At 72.8% G+C, this 16,966-nt stretch carries 17 protein-coding genes; 11 read left to right on the top strand and 6 right to left on the bottom strand.

What is annotated here, in order from left to right; translation table 11 throughout:
- Positions 1 to 30: 30 nt before the first annotated feature.
- Positions 31 to 945, bottom strand: coding sequence for a HipA family kinase (locus tag ACFY93_RS05355; protein ID WP_391353763.1), 915 nt, complete (start codon positions 943 to 945; stop codon positions 31 to 33).
- A 385-nt stretch (positions 946 to 1,330) separates the two neighbouring features.
- Between ACFY93_RS05355 and ACFY93_RS05360 the strand changes: the two genes are divergently transcribed.
- Positions 1,331 to 2,806 (top strand): arabinofuranosidase catalytic domain-containing protein, encoded by a 1,476-nt coding sequence (locus ACFY93_RS05360; RefSeq protein WP_391354136.1) that lies wholly within the window; start codon positions 1,331 to 1,333, stop codon positions 2,804 to 2,806.
- A gap of 285 nt (positions 2,807 to 3,091) precedes the next feature.
- On the opposite strand, the gene ACFY93_RS05365 is transcribed toward ACFY93_RS05360, so the two are convergent.
- Together ACFY93_RS05365 and ACFY93_RS05370 are read right to left on the bottom strand one after the other, a co-directional pair.
- Positions 3,092 to 3,301: a DUF397 domain-containing protein gene (locus tag ACFY93_RS05365; protein WP_391353765.1), complete on the bottom strand. Its 210-nt coding sequence runs from the start codon at positions 3,299 to 3,301 to the stop codon at positions 3,092 to 3,094.
- Entirely contained in the window at positions 3,283 to 4,125 is an 843-nt protein-coding gene (locus ACFY93_RS05370) for a Scr1 family TA system antitoxin-like transcriptional regulator (protein WP_391353767.1), read from the bottom strand. Before ACFY93_RS05370 ends, ACFY93_RS05365 begins: the two co-directional genes overlap by 19 nt.
- 262 nt (positions 4,126 to 4,387) lie before the next feature.
- On the opposite strand from ACFY93_RS05370, the gene ACFY93_RS05375 reads away from it, so the two are divergent.
- Together ACFY93_RS05375 and ACFY93_RS05380 are read left to right on the top strand one after the other, a co-directional pair.
- Entirely contained in the window at positions 4,388 to 4,630 is a 243-nt protein-coding gene (locus ACFY93_RS05375) for a hypothetical protein (RefSeq protein ID WP_391353769.1), read from the top strand.
- Entirely contained in the window at positions 4,627 to 4,893 is a 267-nt protein-coding gene (locus ACFY93_RS05380; RefSeq protein WP_391353771.1) for a hypothetical protein, read from the top strand. The genes ACFY93_RS05375 and ACFY93_RS05380 overlap by 4 nt, the downstream gene beginning before the upstream one ends.
- A gap of 125 nt (positions 4,894 to 5,018) precedes the next feature.
- Here ACFY93_RS05380 and ACFY93_RS05385 read toward each other — a convergent pair whose 3' ends face one another.
- Positions 5,019 to 6,284 carry an MFS transporter gene (locus ACFY93_RS05385; protein ID WP_391353772.1) on the bottom strand — a complete coding sequence of 422 codons (1,266 nt, stop codon included), beginning with the start codon at positions 6,282 to 6,284 and terminating at the stop codon, positions 5,019 to 5,021.
- 224 nt (positions 6,285 to 6,508) lie between these two features.
- On the opposite strand from ACFY93_RS05385, the gene ACFY93_RS05390 reads away from it, so the two are divergent.
- Entirely contained in the window at positions 6,509 to 7,381 is an 873-nt protein-coding gene (locus ACFY93_RS05390; RefSeq protein WP_391353774.1) for a hypothetical protein, read from the top strand.
- A gap of 22 nt (positions 7,382 to 7,403) precedes the next feature.
- Here ACFY93_RS05390 and ACFY93_RS05395 read toward each other — a convergent pair whose 3' ends face one another.
- Positions 7,404 to 8,945: an IucA/IucC family protein gene (locus ACFY93_RS05395; protein WP_391353775.1), complete on the bottom strand. Its 1,542-nt coding sequence runs from the start codon at positions 8,943 to 8,945 to the stop codon at positions 7,404 to 7,406.
- 121 nt (positions 8,946 to 9,066) lie between these two features.
- Between ACFY93_RS05395 and ACFY93_RS05400 the strand changes: the two genes are divergently transcribed.
- Genes ACFY93_RS05400 through ACFY93_RS05410 form a run of 3 tightly spaced genes read left to right on the top strand, consistent with a single transcriptional unit; the run spans position 9,067 to position 12,781 of the window.
- Entirely contained in the window at positions 9,067 to 10,641 is a 1,575-nt protein-coding gene (locus ACFY93_RS05400) for an IucA/IucC family protein (protein ID WP_391353776.1), read from the top strand.
- A gap of 32 nt (positions 10,642 to 10,673) precedes the next feature.
- The gene (locus ACFY93_RS05405; protein ID WP_391353778.1) at positions 10,674 to 11,939 is read left to right on the top strand and encodes a VWA domain-containing protein; all 1,266 of its coding nucleotides are present in this window, start codon (positions 10,674 to 10,676) and stop codon (positions 11,937 to 11,939) included.
- Complete coding sequence (locus ACFY93_RS05410; RefSeq protein WP_391353780.1) at positions 11,939 to 12,781, top strand: hypothetical protein; 843 nt, start codon at positions 11,939 to 11,941, stop codon at positions 12,779 to 12,781. Before ACFY93_RS05405 ends, ACFY93_RS05410 begins: the two co-directional genes overlap by 1 nt.
- Before the next feature lie 147 nt (positions 12,782 to 12,928).
- Here the strand turns inward: ACFY93_RS05410 and ACFY93_RS05415 are convergent, their stop codons facing one another.
- The gene (locus tag ACFY93_RS05415; RefSeq protein WP_391353781.1) at positions 12,929 to 13,567 is read right to left on the bottom strand and encodes a winged helix-turn-helix transcriptional regulator; all 639 of its coding nucleotides are present in this window, start codon (positions 13,565 to 13,567) and stop codon (positions 12,929 to 12,931) included.
- 85 nt (positions 13,568 to 13,652) lie between these two features.
- Here ACFY93_RS05415 and ACFY93_RS05420 point away from each other — a divergent pair, with 85 nt between their 5' ends.
- The 4 genes from ACFY93_RS05420 (at position 13,653) to ACFY93_RS05435 (ending at position 16,866) form a co-directional block, all read left to right on the top strand.
- Positions 13,653 to 14,861: an aminotransferase class I/II-fold pyridoxal phosphate-dependent enzyme gene (locus tag ACFY93_RS05420; protein ID WP_391353782.1), complete on the top strand. Its 1,209-nt coding sequence runs from the start codon at positions 13,653 to 13,655 to the stop codon at positions 14,859 to 14,861.
- A gap of 135 nt (positions 14,862 to 14,996) precedes the next feature.
- Positions 14,997 to 15,596, top strand: coding sequence for a histidine phosphatase family protein (locus ACFY93_RS05425; RefSeq protein ID WP_391353784.1), 600 nt, complete (start codon positions 14,997 to 14,999; stop codon positions 15,594 to 15,596).
- Positions 15,597 to 15,680: 84 nt separating this feature from the next.
- Positions 15,681 to 16,322, top strand: a complete 642-nt coding sequence (locus ACFY93_RS05430) for a hypothetical protein (protein WP_391353785.1) — start codon at positions 15,681 to 15,683, stop codon at positions 16,320 to 16,322.
- Between the two features lie 121 nt (positions 16,323 to 16,443).
- On the top strand, positions 16,444 to 16,866 hold the full coding sequence (locus ACFY93_RS05435; protein WP_391353786.1) for a thioesterase family protein: 423 nt from the start codon (positions 16,444 to 16,446) through the stop codon (positions 16,864 to 16,866).
- Positions 16,867 to 16,966: the final 100 nt, after the last annotated feature.

A 16,966-nucleotide genomic window follows, 5' to 3' on the forward strand; every position in this document is an offset into this window, starting at 1 on the left:
GGGTGGTGTGCCGTCGCGGGCCAGCCGTGGTCAGCCGAGGTGCGCCGACCAGTCCCGTTCCGCGGGCGGCTTCCCGTGCAGGTCGGGGACCTGTTTGAGCCAGCCCGGACGGGCCCGGCGGGTGCGGGCCGCCCGGTCGGCCTCCTCCGCGGCGAGCTGCCGCCCGGAGGGGAAGTCGGTGGGCAACCACGCCGCGGAGGCCCGCACACGGGCCGCGAGATAGCCGACGTAGGCCTCGCGCAGCGCGTCCGGCCCCGCGAAGCCCGGCTCCTCGGCCAGCCACTCGTCGGGAACCTCCGCCAGGACCTCGCGCAGCAGCTCCTCGGTCACCCGGGGGGCCAGCTCGGCGTCGGCGGCGCGGGTGTCCGGGGCGAGGCCGCCGAGCGCGTGGTGGCGGAAGTCGTACGCCTTCTCGGGCGACGAGGCGTCCCAGCGGTGATGGAAGACGAGAGCGGCACCGTGGTCGATGAGCCACAGGCGCGGGGGCGCGACACCGCGTGTGGGCCAGATCATCAGGTTCGAGCTGTGCACCGTCCGGTCGACGTTGACGGTGAGCGCGTCGAGCCAGACGATCCTGCCCGCCTCCAGCGGATCGACGGGGAACCGCTCGGCGACCTCCGGGGTGAAGTCCTCGGCGCCCGACAGATAGTCCATGCCGAGGTTGAGCCCGGCGCTGGACTCCAGCAGCTCGCGCACCTCCTGGTGGGGCTCGTGCGCGCCGACGGCCGGATCGAAGTGCACCAGGACCAGCTCGGGGAAGCGCAGCCCCAGGGCGCGCGCGAGTTCCCCGACGATCACCTCGGCGACCAGCGCCTTGCGCCCCTGCGCGGAGCCGGTGAACTTCACGACGTACGTCCCGAGGTCGTCTGCCTCGACGACACCGGGGACGGAGCCGCCCGCGTGCAGCGGCTCGATGTAGCGGGTCGCGGTGACTTCTCTCAGCATGACCCCAGGTCCCAGACGTCGTTTGCCTCATCGTAAGCGCCCGGCCCGTCCCGATGCCTCCGAATTATGTCCGGGCCGGCGCCGCGGGCCACGAGTCCCGGGCCGGTGCGGGGCATTGACGCCTCCCTCTCTCGTCCCTATGTTTCCGTTCGCAGTCCCGACCTTTATCCGAAATATCGAACCACCCTCCTCGTTCGACGCAATGTCATGTCCACACCAAGACTCAGCCCTCATCCCCCTCATCCCACGGGAGCCGAAGTGCGACAACCGAGTAGAGCCGACCGGGTGCGCGAACCGAACCGCGCCATCGCCGCCCGCCCCCTCCTCCCCCGGCTGAGAAAGGCGCTGCTCGCGTTATGCGCGGCGGTCGCCCTCGGCCGGGGCGCTGTTCACCGGCGCGGGCACCGCGCAGGCGGCGGGGACGCTGCCGTGCGACATCTACGGATCGGCGGGCACCTCCTGCGTCGCCGCCCACAGCACCACGCGTGCCATGTACTCGTCGTACAGCGGCCGCCTCTACCAGGTGAAACGCGCCTCGGACGGCGCGCGTGCCGACGTCGGCACGCTGTCCGCCGGCGGGTACGCCAACGCGGCGGCGCAGGACTCCTTCTGCTCCGGCACGACCTGCGTCATCAACGTCATCTACGACCAGTCCCCGCGCCACAACGACCTGTTCATCGAACCGGCCGGCACCGCGGGACCCGCCAACTCCGGCGCCCCGGCCGACGCGCTGCCCGTGACCGCAGGCGGGCATCACGTCTACGGCGTGTCCTTCTCGGGCCGCATGGGCTATCGGCACACGGCCGCGAGCGGTGTCGCTGTGAACGGGCAGGCCGAGGGGATGTACATGGTCACCTCCGGCACCCACGTCAACGACCGCTGCTGCTTCGACTACGGCAACGCCGAGATCGAGATCGCCGACACCGGCAACGGTCACATGGACGCCATCAACTTCGGCACCGAGTGCTGGTTCGCTCCGTGCCACGGGTCCGGCCCGTGGGTCCAGGCCGACCTGGAGAACGGCCTGTTCCAGTCGAACCTCGGCTACAGCACCAACTCCTCCAACACGGGGAACCGGTCACCGTTCGTCACGGCCCTGCTGAAGAACAACGGGCAGAACTACTTCGCGATCAAGGACGGCAACGCGCAATCGGGCGCCCTGACCACCCAGTACTCCGGGCCCGAACCCAACCGTCCGGGTTACTCGCCGATGCAGCAGGAAGGGTCCATCGTCCTGGGCACGGGCGGCGACAACTCCAACGGATCCATCGGCTCGTTCTTCGAGGGCGTCATGACCAGCGGCCTGCCGACCGACGCGGCCGACAACGCCGTCCAGTCCGACATCGTCTCGGTCCGCTACGGCGGCCCCAGCCCGGCGGCCGGCGGCACGCTCACCCCGGGCTCGACACTCTCACTGCGTGCGACCACCGCCTGCTGCACCACCCGCTACATCCGGCACCAGGACGACAACGCGCTCACCTCCGTGGTCACGTCGGGCAGTTCGGCACTGGACAAGGCCGACTCCTCATGGATCGTCCGGCGCGGCCTCGCCAACTCCTCCTGCGTCTCCTTCGAGTCACGCAACTACCCGGGCGACTTCCTGCGCCACTTCGACTTCCGGCTGCTCCGCCAGCCGATGGACGGCAGCGCCGTCTTCCGGGCCGACGCGACCTTCTGCCCCACGCCCGGCAAGAGCGGCCAGGGCACCTCGTTCGCGTCGTACAACTACCCCGACCGCTTCATCCGCCACTACGACAACGCCGTCTACATCGCCTCGAACGGCGGCACCCACACCTTCGACAGCGCGACCTCCTGGGCCGCCGACGTGAGCTGGGCGGTCAGCGCTCCCTGGACGCCCTGACCCCGGTGATCGGCGTACGCAGACGCACGCCGACGCCGCATCGGCCTTGGGGGCCCCCCCGGGGGGGGGGCCACGCCGGGGGGGGGGGGGGGGGGGCGGCCCCCGCCGGACGGGGCGAGGCGCCCCCCGACCCCCCCCCACCCGCGGGGCGGCCCCCCCGGCCCCCCGGGCCCCGGGGGGGGGGGGGCCCCCCCCCCCCCCCCCCCCGCCCCGGCCGGGGGGCCCCCCCGGGGGGGCCCCCCACGGCCGTTGCGGCGCTTCGATGCGATGCCCTCTCCGTACGGATCAGGCGCCCAGCTCACCACGCTTCACGGCGGTCACGAACGAGGCCCAGTTCTCGGCCGCGAACGTGAGGACGGGGCCGTGCGCTGTCTTGCTGTCGCGGACGGGGACGACGGGCGTGAAATCGTCGGACACCTCCACGCATTCGCCTCCGTCCTGGTTGCTGTAGCTGCTCTTGCGCCAAGCGGCCATAGTCAGGTCGAGGGATCGCACGGTGTTTCCTCCAACAGACGCAGGACGAACTTCCGCGACTCGGCAGGGGACAGAGCCAGGTCGCGCATGGCATCGTACGCACGCTGCAAACGATCAACCGGGCTGTTCTCTTCGATCAGATGACCCCGGTAACCGTTCTCCATGTAGGCCACGGTACGTCCGTCGAGCAAGCGCAGGAACATCACGGTCGCGTTCATCAAGCCGTGTGGCCCGACGCTGAGCGGCAGCACGTGCAAGACGACCCCCGACCGCTCAGCCACGGCCAACAGGTACTCGAGTTGGGCGCGCCATTCGCCTGTGTCACGCAGCGGCGTCCGTAGAACGGCCTCGGAGACGATGGACCGGAACGGAGGCGCCTCGTCCCCCTCCAGCAACTCCCGTCGTCCCACCCGCGCTTCGACCTGCTGTTCCAGTTCGTCGCCCCTGAGCCCGCCCGCCGCCAGGAGTTCCCGTGCGTATCCGGGGGTCTGAAGCAGTCCGGGCAGGACGCTGACCGCGAAGTGCCACAGGCTGGTCGCCTCCGCCTCCAGTTCCATGTAGCGCCGGTACTGCACCCGGAACCGCGTACGGTCCGCCCGCGCCAACTCCCAGAGCGCCAGCAGCATCCCCGGCGTGCCGTAGTACTGATCGAGTGCCTGGACGACTTCGGGGCCGCCCAGCGTCTCGCCCTTCTCCAGCTTCCCGAAGAGCGACCAGTCCCAGCCCATACGTTCCCCGAGCTGCCGCAGGCTGTCGCCCTTCTCCGCGCGCAGCTTCCGTAGTTCCTCGGCGAACCGCTGGCGCGGCTCCTGACTGCGGCCCGTGACGAGGCGTCGCTGCGGCAAGGTGGCTCCCTTCCAAGGCCCCGGTCCCGTACGCACCGGCGGCCATCCGTACCCGTACTCGCACGCTCACCACGCTCTGAGGAAGGTGTGGCAGGTGCGTCACCCGGCGGGGAACGAGACCGCACCCGTGGCGTGCGGCACCGGGAGACGGCGGCATTCACGTAACCAGCCAACTACGCACCGTAATTCACGTGAGGTGGCCACCGCAGCGGAACCACTCAACCGCCGCCCGCCTCCGACACGACGACCGAGAGGCACCCTGATGCAGAACCCGCCCAAGCGCCAGGAAGCCGCCGCCGCACGGGACGCCCTCGCGGCCGCCCTGACCCGGGCCGGAATCCAGCTCCCCTCGATGGACGTCCGCACGCCGTGGGCCGACATGGCCGAGGACGACACCGGGCACACCCCCATCAGCACCCGCCACGCCCTCGTTCACCTGGGCGTCTGCTCGGCCCCCGTCGCACTCGCCCTCGCCACGGTCATCGCGAGGGGTGCCGCCCGATGAGCACCCCTCCCCCGGCGGCCGACAGGCCGGACCCCGAACCGGCGCCCGCTTCTCCCCCACCGGGCACCGGCGTCCGCGACACCGCCCGTGACCGGGTGGGCATCGTGATGGGCCACGAGGGCCCGTACCTCCAGCTTCGCCCGCTCACCGGCGGCCGGGAGTGGGACGCCGACCCCGCCCACGTCCTGCCGCTCACCCCACCGGAACTGCTCCGCGCCCGCGTGGCCGAGGCGAACGCCCTCAGCCGGAGGGCGACGACCTGACCGCCGCGCCGGGCGGTGGTCCCTGGCCTCGGGACTGCGTGGCGATCAGCCCTCCCGCCTCGGCCGGGGCCCGCCCGGCGCCGTGGCGAACGGAGCGTCACCGTGTCCGCGGGGAGCGGTCGTGTTCAGTCCGGCTGTGGCGTCGTCGCCGCGTGGCGCCGCACGGACGGGAGCATCAGTACCGTCCCGACCGCGGTCAGCTGCCACATCACACCGAATGCCAGGAGCCGGTCCGCTCCCACGGCGCCCGACACCGGGCCGGCCAACGCCAGCCCGAGCGGTCCCAGTGCGAAGGCGCCCAGGCTTTCGAACGCACTGATGCGTCCGCGAACCTCGTCGGGAATCTCCCGCTGGAGGACGGTCGTCGCCAGGGTGTCGCACGCCGCTGCCCCGACTCCCGCGGGAAATGCCGCCGCCGCCACACAGGCCAGTGGCAACCGCGCGGCCAGCGCGGCCACCGGCAGTGCCCAGCCCGCGGACGCGACCACGGACCAGGCGAGTGCCCGGCCGGGGTTCCTGCCGAGGAGCGCCAGGCCGCCGATGATTGATCCGGCGCCGTACAGGGCCGGCACAAGACCCCAGGAACTCGCGCCGCCGAGTCGTTCCTGCGCGAGAGTCGGCCCCAGCACCAGGAACGGCGCCCACAGAACGAAATTGAACAAGCCGAAGTGGAGGGTCGTGACCCACAGCCACGTGCGGGAGGTGAACTCCTTCCAGCCGCGCCCCAGGTCGGTGAACAACCCGCGACGGGGTGCGGTCGACCGCGACAGGCGCAGTCCCGCGAGGGCCAGGACGCTCACGCCGTAACTGACCGCGTCGACCGCGACCACCGTGCCCGCGTCGAAGACGGCGACGAGCACACCGGCCAGACCGGGACCCGCGACCGAGGCGACCGCCCGGGTGATCTGCAGCAGCGCATTGGCGTCCGCGAGGTCCTCCGCGGGGACCAGTCCGGGCACCAGGGCGGTCAGGCCAGGGCTGAAGGCACCCTCACCGATTCCGAGAACCGCCGCCAAGGCGACGAGTTCCCAGATCCGCGCGCTGTGGGTGACCAGCAGCGCGGCCAGGACCGCCTGAGAGGCGAACCGGAGCAGATCCGCCGTCAGCATCACCGACCGGGCTCCGAGACGGTCGGTGAACACGCCGCCGAGCAGCAGCACGGCCAGGACCGCCAGAATGCGCACCGCCATCAGCAGGCCGACGGCGTCGACCCCGCCGTCGGGCAGCTGCAGTGCGGCGAAGGTCGCGCCGATCGTGTTCATGCCGGAGCCGAGCAGGGACGTGCTCTGGCCGACGAGGAAGCGCCGGAACCGGTGGTGCCGCAGCACGCGCAGGCGGTGCCCGGCCGTCCGGGGACCCGCCGCGGCGGGAGGGCGAGTGCGAAGCGTCATAGCTCCGACATGTTCGGCCACCACCTTATGCATCACAAGATTTTCGGGAAAGAAAATCGGGTTTTCGGCGAGCTATTCTCCTATCGTCCGAGTTGACGCAGTAAACGGGTCTCATTTACTGCAATGAGGCTGGTGGTAGGCTCAGTCGACGGAAAATAGAAACTGCTTCACAGGGCCTATTTACTGCGGATGTGGTCAGCGTTAGTCAGGAGCGAACCGACCGTGTGGGCACGCACGGCCCGGCACCGGTGGAGTACGCCGCCGCAGTGGACCGCTATCTCGCCGCGGCCGGACTGAGCACCTCCTCCACCCGCGTCTACCGCATCTCGCTGTACGGGTGGGCCTGGCCGCTGGTCGACCGCCCGGTGCCGACCGGTCGCGAGCGCAGGAGTGCCCTCCCGCCCGTCGTTCCGCTGGCCCTGCTCGACGACCCGCAGTGCGCACAGCGGTTCCGACGTGGACTGGCCGACCGCGCCGCCGCCGCGGAACCACGCACGCTGATCCGCGAACTGGCCTGTCTGCGGGCCGCGACCGCATGGTGGCGGGCACGAGGCTGGATCACCGCGGATCCCACCGCTGGACTGGCGCTGCCCGCGCCACGTCCTGAACCCGCGCCCCCGCCCGGCCCCGGTACGTCCATGTCCGCGAGGGAATCCGCCGCCGTCGCGGGGCGGGCCCGCGCGGCCCTCGCTCTGCGGGCCCCGCTCAGGGAGCTGACCTTGTGGCACCTCATCCACGAGTCGGGCGCCCCCGTCGAACGGCTGCTCGCCCTCGACATCGACGACCTCGACCTGCCCGGCCGCCGCACCAGGGCGGGCACGGCAGCGCCCCTCACCTGGGGACAGGGCACGGCCGGCCTGCTGCCCCTGCTGCTGGCCGGGCGCACCGCCGGGCCGGTGTTCGTCACCGACCGGCGGGCTCCCGCCACCACGCCGGCGGCCGACCGCTGCCCGGTGACCGGCAGAGGGCGGCTCTCCTACCGCCGGGCCGCCGAACTGTTCACCGCCGCGACCGGGCCACTCGATCCCACCGGCCGCGGCTGGACCCTGCTCGTCCTGCGCGGCCGAACGCCACGGAGCGGGCTGGTCCCCGGATGACGCACCGCCGCGTGACGCCGGGTCATCGCCGCGCGTCCGTCCCCGCCCTCAGCGGATTGGGCAGCGGCAGGTAGCGGGCGTCCGCGCCGTTCGCGGCTGTCCAGCGCAGGAGGAGGTTGGTCTTGCCGGGGAGGGTGGGGGCGTTCAGGAGGGCGGGGATCTCGGGGATGCCGCCGTGGAGCGTGGCGCAGCGGGTCAGTTCGGTGCGGACGGTGGGCCACGGGTCCGTGTCCGGGTGGCGTTCCGTGAGCAGGGCGGCGAGTTCGGACAGGTGGTTGACGATCAGGCAGTACACGAGGCGTTCCCAGCCGGCGGCGCGGGTCACGTCCGACAGGAGTTTCACGCCCTCGGCGTCGCGGAACAGGGCCTGGACCGGCGTGCCGTCGGCGTCCACCGCGACCAGGGTGTTCTGGAGGTGCGCCTCCAGGACGACGCCGTGCCGTGCGAACGCGGCGAGGGCCGGGGGGACGACCTGGCGCACGTACGCCGTCCACCAGGCCGCGGGGTCGGTGAGACGGTCGAGCGGGCTGCCGTCGAAGCCCTCGACGAGGGCCGCCGTGAGCAGCGGGACGGCGCCGGGGCGGACGTGGGGGCGCAGTCCGTCGCGTACGAGGACGGCGAGTTCCTCGAAGGCGAAGTCAGCGGTGCGGTAGCCGCGGTCGCTCAGCCAGGCGGCGGACGGGGAGGCGGCAAAGGCGGATGCCGCCGCGGCGTCGGCGCGGCGGAGCTTCAGCAGGTCGTGGCGCCACAGCCGGCGTACGTCGTTGGTGATGCGCACGTCCAGGCTGAACTTGAGGAAGAGATCGTCCGGGAGGGTGTCCGGCAGGTGCACGGTGCGGACGGCCGCCGTCGGGTGGGCGAGGGGGCCGGGGGCGGGCAGGCGCAGGAGGCGGCCGTCCGCGAAGGCGTCCCGGACCTCGGGGCGTCCGCCGACCAGGTCGAGCTGCCAGGGGTGGGCGGGCAGGAGCCGGTAGCCGGCGGGGGCCTCGCCGAGCCGGTCGAGGGCGGTGGTGTCACCCTCCTCGGCGACCGCGTCCTCGCGCACGGCGAGCAGGACCAGTGGGAAGCGGGCGTGGGCCTCGGGGGCGTACGGCAGCCAGCCGGCGGCGGGTCCGCCGCCCCGGGCCTTGGGCGCGGGGTGGTGCGGGTGCCCGGTGATGAGGGACTGCTCGGAGCGCAGATACGGGTCGGAGGGCGGTACCGCGCGGGCCCGTGCGGTGAGCAGCGCGGCCACCGCGTCCCGGCTGTCGATCATCTCGGCGGGCAGTTCGGGGCTGGAGACGCCGGTGAACCCGCGCAGTTCCTCCGCGGTGACCTTGACCAGCTCGGAGTGGCTCAGCCGGTGCCACACGCCGCCGGTCCGGACCTCCGGCCGGGTGGGGCGGCGGGTGCCGCTCACCCGTAGCAGCCGGCCACTGCCCCGCAGACGGTGGACGTGCTCCGTGACGGGCTCGGCGAGCTCCCGGAGCAGGCAGTTGAGGAGCGGCGCCGACGCGTACACGTCGGCGGCCTCCGCGACGTCGTCTCCGGGCAGCGGGGAGGGCAAGGAGTCCACGCGGTCCATTCGATTCGTTCCGTACGGTGCACTGTGCACGGGTGATCAGTATCTCCGACCGTCGCGGGCCGCCGCGACGGCGCGATGCCCGGGCCCGCCGTGTTCACGCCACCGACCCGAGGAGCCGACCGTGCGCCGTCCCGCGATGCCCGATGCCGAGGCCCTGCTCCTGGAGGAGCTGGGCGGCGTACGGCCCGGTCTGGTGACGCCGTACGTGGACGCCCTGCCCGGTGCGCGAGCCGCCGTGCTGACCAGGCTGTGGCGTGCGCTGGCCCATGAGCCGCTGCCGTGGGTCACCCGGAGGGCGCGGCGGGGCGACGGGCTCGTGCTCCGGCTCGCCGACGGGCGGCGGGTGTACGGGCCTCGTCCCGACCCGTACGCGACGGACGCGTACGTCACCGGGCTGGTGGTGGAGGGGACGGCGTACGACCGTCCGGACCTGCTCATGACCGAGCTCCAGGTCGGACACGGGGACGGACGCGGGGACGGACGTGGAGAGGGACGTGGCGGCGGATTCGCCGCCGAACTGGGTGGCAGTGTCGCTTCCTTGGCTCTGTCCCGGGCCGGGCAGCCGGACGACGGCGCCTCCCCCGCGACCAGCGCCGGATGGGAGCAGCGGGTCGTCGACGGGCATCCGTATCACCCCAACTGCCGTTCCCGGCCGGGGTTCTCGGTGGCCGAGCAGCTCGCGTACGGGCCCGAGCACCGGCCCGTCGTACGGCTGGGGCTGGTGGCGGCCGGGGACTGCCTGGTCCGCGGGGCGTGGCCGCGGTGGCTGCGCGACGACGAAGGGCGTGTGCTGATCCCGGTGCATCCGTGGCAGGTGGAGCACGTGCTCACGACGGGCGCCCACGACCTCACGGTCCTCCCCGGGCCCGGCGCGCGGCCGTTGATGTCCCTGCGCACCCTCGCGCTTCCCGGCGGACCCGGCAGTCCTCACGGGCTCCACGTGAAGACGGCTCTCAGTGCCCGGCTGACGTCCTCCGTGCGGGACATCTCCGTCTACTCGGTGGAGACGTCCGCGACGGTGTCGGCGTTCGCCGAGGACGTGACCGGGCGCCTGGACGGGCTGCTGCACGTCACCCGCACCCTGGGCGCGGCGACCGCCGGGTCCCCGGACCTCGCGGCGGTGCTGCGGGAGTCACCCGAGACGTACGCCGGGGCCGGTGAGCGGGTCGTGCCGGTGGCCGCCCTGCCCGCGACGGGTCTGACCCGGTCGCCTTCCTGGCTGGCGGACTTCGCCCGGCTCGCCCTGTCCGTCGGGCTGCGCCTGCTGGACATGGGGGTCGCCCTGGAGGCGCACGGGCAGAACCTGCTCGTCGTCCTGTCGGCGACGGGGTCCCCGGTCCGGCTGGTGTACCGGGACCTCGCCGACATCCGGCTCAGCCCCGTGCGGCTCGCCCGGCACGGCCTCGCGGTCCCGGCGCTGTCCGGACGCCTCGTCACCGACGACCCGGACACGCTGCGCCGCAAGCTGTTCGGGTCGCTCGTCGCGGGTGCGTTGAGCGCCGCGGCGGGCTCGGGGCCCGCGCTGCGCTCGGCCCTGGCCGCCGCCGTGCCTGATCTGCCGCCCACCGCCGACCTTCCGCACCTCCTCCACGACCCGCTGCCGGCCAAGGCGCTGACTCTGATGCGCCTTTCGCCGGAGCGTCCCGGAGACCTCTGGACCGGGTTGCCCAACCCCCTCGCCGACGACTCGTTTTGAAGCGGGACACCTTTGATCAATAGGATCCGCCGATGATCACAAGACAACGGCTGGCGGTAGGCGTCTGCGCCCTGCTCGCCGCCCTGACGGTCGGGACGGCCTTCCCGGCCGGAGCGGTCGCCGACGAGACGGCGGACCGGCCCGCTCCCAAGGTCGACCTGGTACTGGACGTCAGCGGCTCGATGCGGGCCCGCGACATCGACGGCAAGTCCCGGATGGCCGCGGCGAAGCAGGCGTTCAACGAGGTGCTCGACGTGACGCCCGAGGACGTCCAGCTCGGCATACGCACGCTCGGCGCCAACTACCCCGGGGACAACCGCAAGACGGGGTGCAAGGACACCGCTCAGCTCTATCCCGTGGGTCCGCTGGACCGTACGGAGGCGAAGACCGCCGTCGCGACGCTCGCGCCGACCGGCTGGACGCCGATCGGTCCGGCGCTGCTGAAGGCCGCCGACGACCTGGAGGGCGGCGACGGTTCCCGCCGCATCGTGCTCATCAGCGACGGCGAGGACACCTGCGCCCCGCTCGACCCCTGCGAGGTGGCCCGGGAGATCGCGGCCAAGGGGATCGGCCTCACCATCGACACGCTGGGCCTGGTGCCGAACGCCAAGCTGAGCAGGCAGCTCAGCTGCATCGCCGAGGCGACCGGCGGCACGTACACGTCCGTCGAGCACACCGACGAACTCACCGACAAGGTGAACCAGTTGGTCGACCGGGCCGCAGATCCCGTGGTCACCCCGGTCGCGGTGGACGGCGCCGACGCCTGCGCGAAGGCGCCCACCCTCAAGTCGGGGCTGTACACCGACCGTGAGGAGTTCGGGCAGCACCGCTACTACCGTGTCGACGTCGAACCGGGGCAGGAGCTGCGCGCCTCCGTGAGCGTGGCGGCGGACCGTCAGGTGGCGCGGGACTACGGGGTGTCGCTGCGCGCGTTCACCGTGCACGGGCGGGAGATCGTCCGCGGTGAGGCGGCGGGCAGCGGCCGGACCGACGTGATGTCGACCGGTCTGCGCTACCCGAAGGCGGAGAGCGACGAGGACGACGCCCCCGCCGAGGCCGTCTGCCTCCAGGTCGCCAACTCCTTCTCGGCCGCCGCCGGTGTGAAGACCACGCCCGGTCTGCCGCTGGAGCTGACGGTCGACGTGGTCGACGGGCCGGACGGGGCGAGCGACGTCGCGTCGTTCGGACTGGGGCGCGGCTGGTGGCTGCTCGGCGCTCTCGTACTCACCGGCTTCCTGGCCGGACTGCTGTGGGGCTGGATCTCACGGTGGCGGTTCGCGGTCTGGAGGACCAACTGATGCGTATCCGACGTGCGTTGAAGGCAGCGGCGGCCGTCTCGGCTGCCGGGCTGCTGATGCTCGGCGCGGCGCCCGCGCTCGCCGACTCCTCGCCCTCCGCGACCGCCTCCGGTGACGGCTCCGACGACGGGGGCGCGCCCACGGTGGCGGGCACCTCGTTCCGTACGGCGACCGAGATCGAGCTGGGGCAGGACGCGACGGCGAGCGCGTCCGCGGGCGACTACCTGTACTGGTCGTTCCCCGCTGACGCCGAGCAGCGGCCCACCGTGAAGGCGACGGTGAAGCTGCCGGACTCCGCGCAGCGCGAGGGCGCCCAGACCTGGCAGATCGACGTGTACGACGGGCTGCGGCGCCGTCAGGCGTGCCAGTACGGGGCGCAGACGCGGACGGCGGCCACGGACGCGGCCTCCGTGGAGCTGTCCTGCACCCTGCGTACGGTCCGTGCCTGGTCGGAACCGTGGGCGAACGACCCGCTGCCTGGTACGTACTACATCCGGCTGACGGCCACCGGGCTGCCGGCGTCCGGACTGGGCATGCCGGTCGAGGCCGAAGTGCGGGCCGACACCAAGGACATCGGCGGTTCGGCGGCGGTGGACGGTTCGCTGTCGAAGCCGCTCGTCCCGGGGGTCGCGGTGACCGACCCGGAGGAGGACGGCGACTCGGACTCGCCGGTGGCCGCGCTGTCGGACATCGACCCGGACGACGGCTGGTCCTCCGGCTGGTGGACCGACCGCTGGGTGTGGACCGCGATCGGCGGGCTCCTCGCGGCGCTCGCGGGCATCGGCGGATACACGCTGACCCGGGGCTCCGGGCGTCCCTCGCGGGTGCCGCCGGGCGCCTGATCCGGCCCTCACGAGGCCCGTGGCTCACGGCCCGTCGCTCACGAGGCCCGTCGCTCCCCGGAGCGGCGGGCCTCCCGCCGTCCCGCGCACACCCGGAGCGGCAAAATCTCCGCCGTCCCCCGCCACCCTGACGGCGGGCCCCGCCTGTCACACCTCGCGCAGCGCCTTGGCCACCGCTCCGTCGCCCGTGACATCGACGCGGCCCCCGCGCACCGCGTCCCGCAGCTCCAGTTCCCCCTGGCGCAGCGCCGCGCACGTCCCGGCGTCCAGCGTCAGCCGGGCGTCGGGCTCGGCCGGGGCGGGTCCGTCGCCGTACACCGGGCCCTCGTCGGCGCCGGCGTACAGGTGGAAGTCGCCCTCCTCCAGACGCACTTCGACCAGTCCCGCTCCCGCGCCCGCCTCCCTCAGGGCCCGCAGCAGGGGAAGCGCGAACCAGTGCGCCCGTACGGCGTCCGTGGGCCGCCGCTCCCCCAGCGCGGGTGCGCCCCACTCCTCCAGCGCCTGCAGCACGGGCAGCAACCGCCGCCCCCGTCCTGTGAGTTCGTACACGTAGGCCGCGCCCGGCGGCGGCAGCCTGCGTCTGGTGGTCAGGCCGTCGCGCTCCATGTCCTTGAGCCGGGAGGCCAGGACGTCCGTGCTGACGCCGGGCAGGTCGGCGTGCAGGTCGGTGTAACGGCGCGGCCCCGCGAGGAGTTCGCGGACGACGAGCAGCGTCCAGCGGTCACCGACGACGTCGAGCGCCCGGGCGGCGGAGCAGTACTGGTCGTAGCTTCGGCGAGGTGACATGCGACGCAGTCTAGACATGTTGTTGGACTTTCCAAGCGCCTACTTGGTAAAACCAAGCAACACCACAACCTGGAGGGCGCGGCGCATGGAGTTCCGGCAGTCGAGCAAGCTCAGCGAGGTCTGTTACGAGATCCGGGGCCCGGTGATCGAGCACGCCGACGCACTGGAGGAGGCGGGCCACAGCGTCCTGCGCCTCAACACGGGCAACCCCGCGCTCTTCGGGTTCGAGGCGCCGGAGGAGATCATCCAGGACATGATCCGGATGCTGCCCCGCGCGCACGGCTACACCGACTCGCGCGGCATCCTCTCCGCCCGCCGGGCCGTCGCCCAGCGCTACCAGGAGCGGGGCCTGGAGGTCGACGTGGACGACGTCTTCCTCGGCAACGGTGTCTCCGAGCTGGTGTCCATGGCGGTCCAGGCCCTCGTCGAGGACGGTGACGAAGTCCTCATCCCCGCCCCGGACTTCCCGCTGTGGACGGCGGTCACCACGCTGGCCGGCGGCAAGGCGGTGCACTACCTCTGCGACGAGCAGGCCGACTGGTACCCGGACCTGGCGGACATGGAGGCGAAGATCACCGACCGCACCAGGGCCGTCGTGATCATCAACCCCAACAACCCCACCGGCGCGGTCTATCCGAAGGAGATCCTGGAAGGCATCCTCGACCTGGCCCGGCGCCACGGCCTGATGGTCTTCGCCGACGAGATCTACGACCAGATCCTGTACGACGACGCCGTGCACCACTCGGTCGCCGCCCTCGCCCCCGACCTGGTCGTCCTCACCTTCTGCGGTCTGTCGAAGACCTACCGGGTGGCGGGCTTCCGCTCCGGCTGGCTGGTGATCACGGGTCCCAAGCAGCACGCCCGCAGCTATCTGGAGGGCCTGACGATGCTCGCCTCCATGCGGCTGTGTCCCAACGCCCCCGCCCAGTACGCCATCCAGGCCGCGCTCGGCGGCCGCCAGTCCATCCACGAGCTGACCGCGCCCGGCGGCAGACTGCGCGAACAGCGCGACCGGGCCTGGGAGAAACTGAACGAGATCCCGGGCGTCTCCTGCGTGAAACCGAAGGGCGCGCTGTACGCGTTCCCGCGCATCGACCCCGCGGTGCACCCGATCCACGACGACGAGAAGTTCGTCCTCGACCTGCTCCTCCAGGAGAAGATCCAGGTGGTCCAGGGCACCGGTTTCAACTGGCCGCGCCCCGACCACTTCCGCATCCTCACCCTTCCGTACGCCGACGACCTGGACGCGGCGATCAGCAGGATCGGGCGGTTCCTCAGCGGGTACCGGCAGTAGCGGCGGCCACGGCCTCGTCGGCCGACGGCCGCACGGCCACGACCACGTCGGCCACCGCGTCCGCGGGCGCCCGGCGCGTAGCCTGGAGTGGATCATGCGGCGTGGCCGCGCCGTGACGTCGGAGAGGGAGCGCACATGGGTGACCTGTTGCTCGTACGGCACGGCGAGACGGAGTGGTCGCGGTCCGGGAAGCACACCGGGTCGAGCGACATCCCGCTGACCGACACCGGCCGGGAGCAGGCGCGCAGGCTGGCGCCGCTGGTCGGCTCGCACCGCATCGCGGCGGCGTTCGTCAGCCCCTTGCAGCGGGCGCGGGAGACGGCACGGCTCGCCGGGATCGAGGGGGCCCGGGTCGACGCGGACCTGGTCGAGTGGGACTACGGCGGGTACGAGGGCGTCACGACCGTCGAGATCCACCGGACGCGGCCCGACTGGTTCCTGTTCACGGACGGCGTCGCACCCGGCCCGCCCGAGCATCCCGGGGAGAGCGTCGCGGAGGTCGGCGCGCGCGCCGAGCGGATGCTGGCCAAGGTGGACGCGGCCCTCGCCGACCTGGAGGGCAGCGTGCTGCTGGTCGGCCACGGTCACTTCCTGCGGGTGCTGACCGCGCGGCGGCTGGGCCTGCCCGCGTCCGACGGGGCGCTGTTCCAGCTCGCGACGGGCACGGTGTGCCGGCTGAGCACGGAGCACCGGCGCCATGTCGTCGCCGGCTGGAATGTCAGACCCTCGTCGTAGTCTTCGAGAGGTCTGCCCGTGGCCGCCCGCCCGTGCGTGCGGCTTCCGCCGGGCCGCGGATTCCCCGGGGGGAAGGAGTGTGCCGTGACGCGACCGCCGACCGCCGCGCAGCGGCGTGTCATCGACGCCGCCGATCCCGTGACCGGACGGCTGAGGGGGACGGAGACGCAGCTGGCCGCGCTGGTGAAGCGCGGGCTCGCCTTCCGGCATCCCCGGCCGCCGCACGACCACTTCCTCAGCCCCACCGGGCACCGCGTACGTGAGGGGGCGCCGGAGCCGGAGACCGCGGTGGGGGCCGCCGCCCGGGCGCCCGACGCCGAGTCCGGCACGGGAGTCTTCGCCGCGCGGGTCGGCGGCGAGGAGACCGCGGACCCGCCCTCCCGGCCGCGTGAGGTGCGCAGCGCCTGGCAGGGGCTGCTGGAGCTGCGGCGGATGACCAACACCTCCGGTGCCGTGGACCTCCCGTGCGCGTGGGAGCGTACGCATCTGGTGCGGGCCGCCGCGCTCGCCCTGGAGGCGGCCGGCCACCGTCCGGCGGGCCCGGAGGGCGGCGGCTACCGGGTGCGGGCGACGCCTCAGCCGGAGGCCGTCGCCGTGCGCGAGCCGGACCCGGGGGCGCTGCGGGCCTGCGCGGCGACGCTGGAGGAGGCGGGCTGGCAGGTCGGGGAGCACACGGAGCCGCGTACGGGGGCGCGCTATCTGCTGGCCTCACCGCGCCGCGTGTGACACCCCGCCGTGTCCTGACGGCTCCGGGGTGGCGCACAGCACCCGTTCCGCAGGCGCCCCCTCGGAGTTAACGCGCGTTAAGTAGGCTGCCCGCATCGGACATGTGGCAGAAGGGGATGTCGTGGCAGAGCCGTTTTCCGTCGGGGTGACCGTCCGCGGGTACGAGACCGACACACAGGGGCACCTCAACCAGAGCGTCTACCTCCAGTACGCCGAGCACGCCCGCTGGTCGTTGCTCCAGGCGGCGGGGATCAGTCAGAAGACCCTGGTGGACCGGGGCGTGGGCCCGGTGGCGCTGGAGACGACCATCCACTTCCAGCGGGAGCTCCTCGCCGGTGACGAGGTCGAGGTCACCTGCGCGTTCGCGTGGGGCGAGGGCAAGACGTTCCGGATCGAGCAGACGATCCGCAAGACGGACGGCACGGTCGCCGCCGAGATCACGGGGGTCGGCGGGCTGATGGACCTGAACACCCGGCGTCTGGTCACGGACCCGCGTCGGCACTTCGACGAACTGGCCGACGACGCCCGGCTGTTCGGGATCTGACGGCGCCGGGCTCTCGCGTGAGCCGTCCCGCCGGCCGGTCGGACGATCGGCCGACGGGACAGCGGAACTGTCGGACAGCGGGACGGCTCACGGGTCTCCG

The organism is Streptomyces sp. NPDC008313, from assembly GCF_042956125.1.
In the GTDB taxonomy this organism is placed as follows: domain Bacteria; phylum Actinomycetota; class Actinomycetes; order Streptomycetales; family Streptomycetaceae; genus Streptomyces.

Excerpts from the sequence above, each read along its gene's own strand:
- ACFY93_RS05375 (WP_391353769.1), top strand. The coding sequence starts at position 4,388 with ATGCAGAACCCGCCCAAGCGCCAGGAAGCCGCCGCCGCACGGGACGCC.
- ACFY93_RS05420 (WP_391353782.1), top strand. The coding sequence starts at position 13,653 with ATGGAGTTCCGGCAGTCGAGCAAGCTCAGCGAGGTCTGTTACGAGATC.
- ACFY93_RS05415 (WP_391353781.1), bottom strand. The coding sequence starts at position 13,567 with ATGTCACCTCGCCGAAGCTACGACCAGTACTGCTCCGCCGCCCGGGCG.
- ACFY93_RS05380 (WP_391353771.1), top strand. The coding sequence starts at position 4,627 with ATGAGCACCCCTCCCCCGGCGGCCGACAGGCCGGACCCCGAACCGGCG.
- ACFY93_RS05355 (WP_391353763.1), bottom strand. The coding sequence starts at position 945 with ATGCTGAGAGAAGTCACCGCGACCCGCTACATCGAGCCGCTGCACGCG.
- ACFY93_RS05410 (WP_391353780.1), top strand. The coding sequence starts at position 11,939 with ATGCGTATCCGACGTGCGTTGAAGGCAGCGGCGGCCGTCTCGGCTGCC.
- ACFY93_RS05385 (WP_391353772.1), bottom strand. The coding sequence starts at position 6,284 with ATGACGCTTCGCACTCGCCCTCCCGCCGCGGCGGGTCCCCGGACGGCC.
- ACFY93_RS05395 (WP_391353775.1), bottom strand. The coding sequence starts at position 8,945 with ATGGACCGCGTGGACTCCTTGCCCTCCCCGCTGCCCGGAGACGACGTC.
- ACFY93_RS05405 (WP_391353778.1), top strand. The coding sequence starts at position 10,674 with ATGATCACAAGACAACGGCTGGCGGTAGGCGTCTGCGCCCTGCTCGCC.
- ACFY93_RS05425 (WP_391353784.1), top strand. The coding sequence starts at position 14,997 with ATGGGTGACCTGTTGCTCGTACGGCACGGCGAGACGGAGTGGTCGCGG.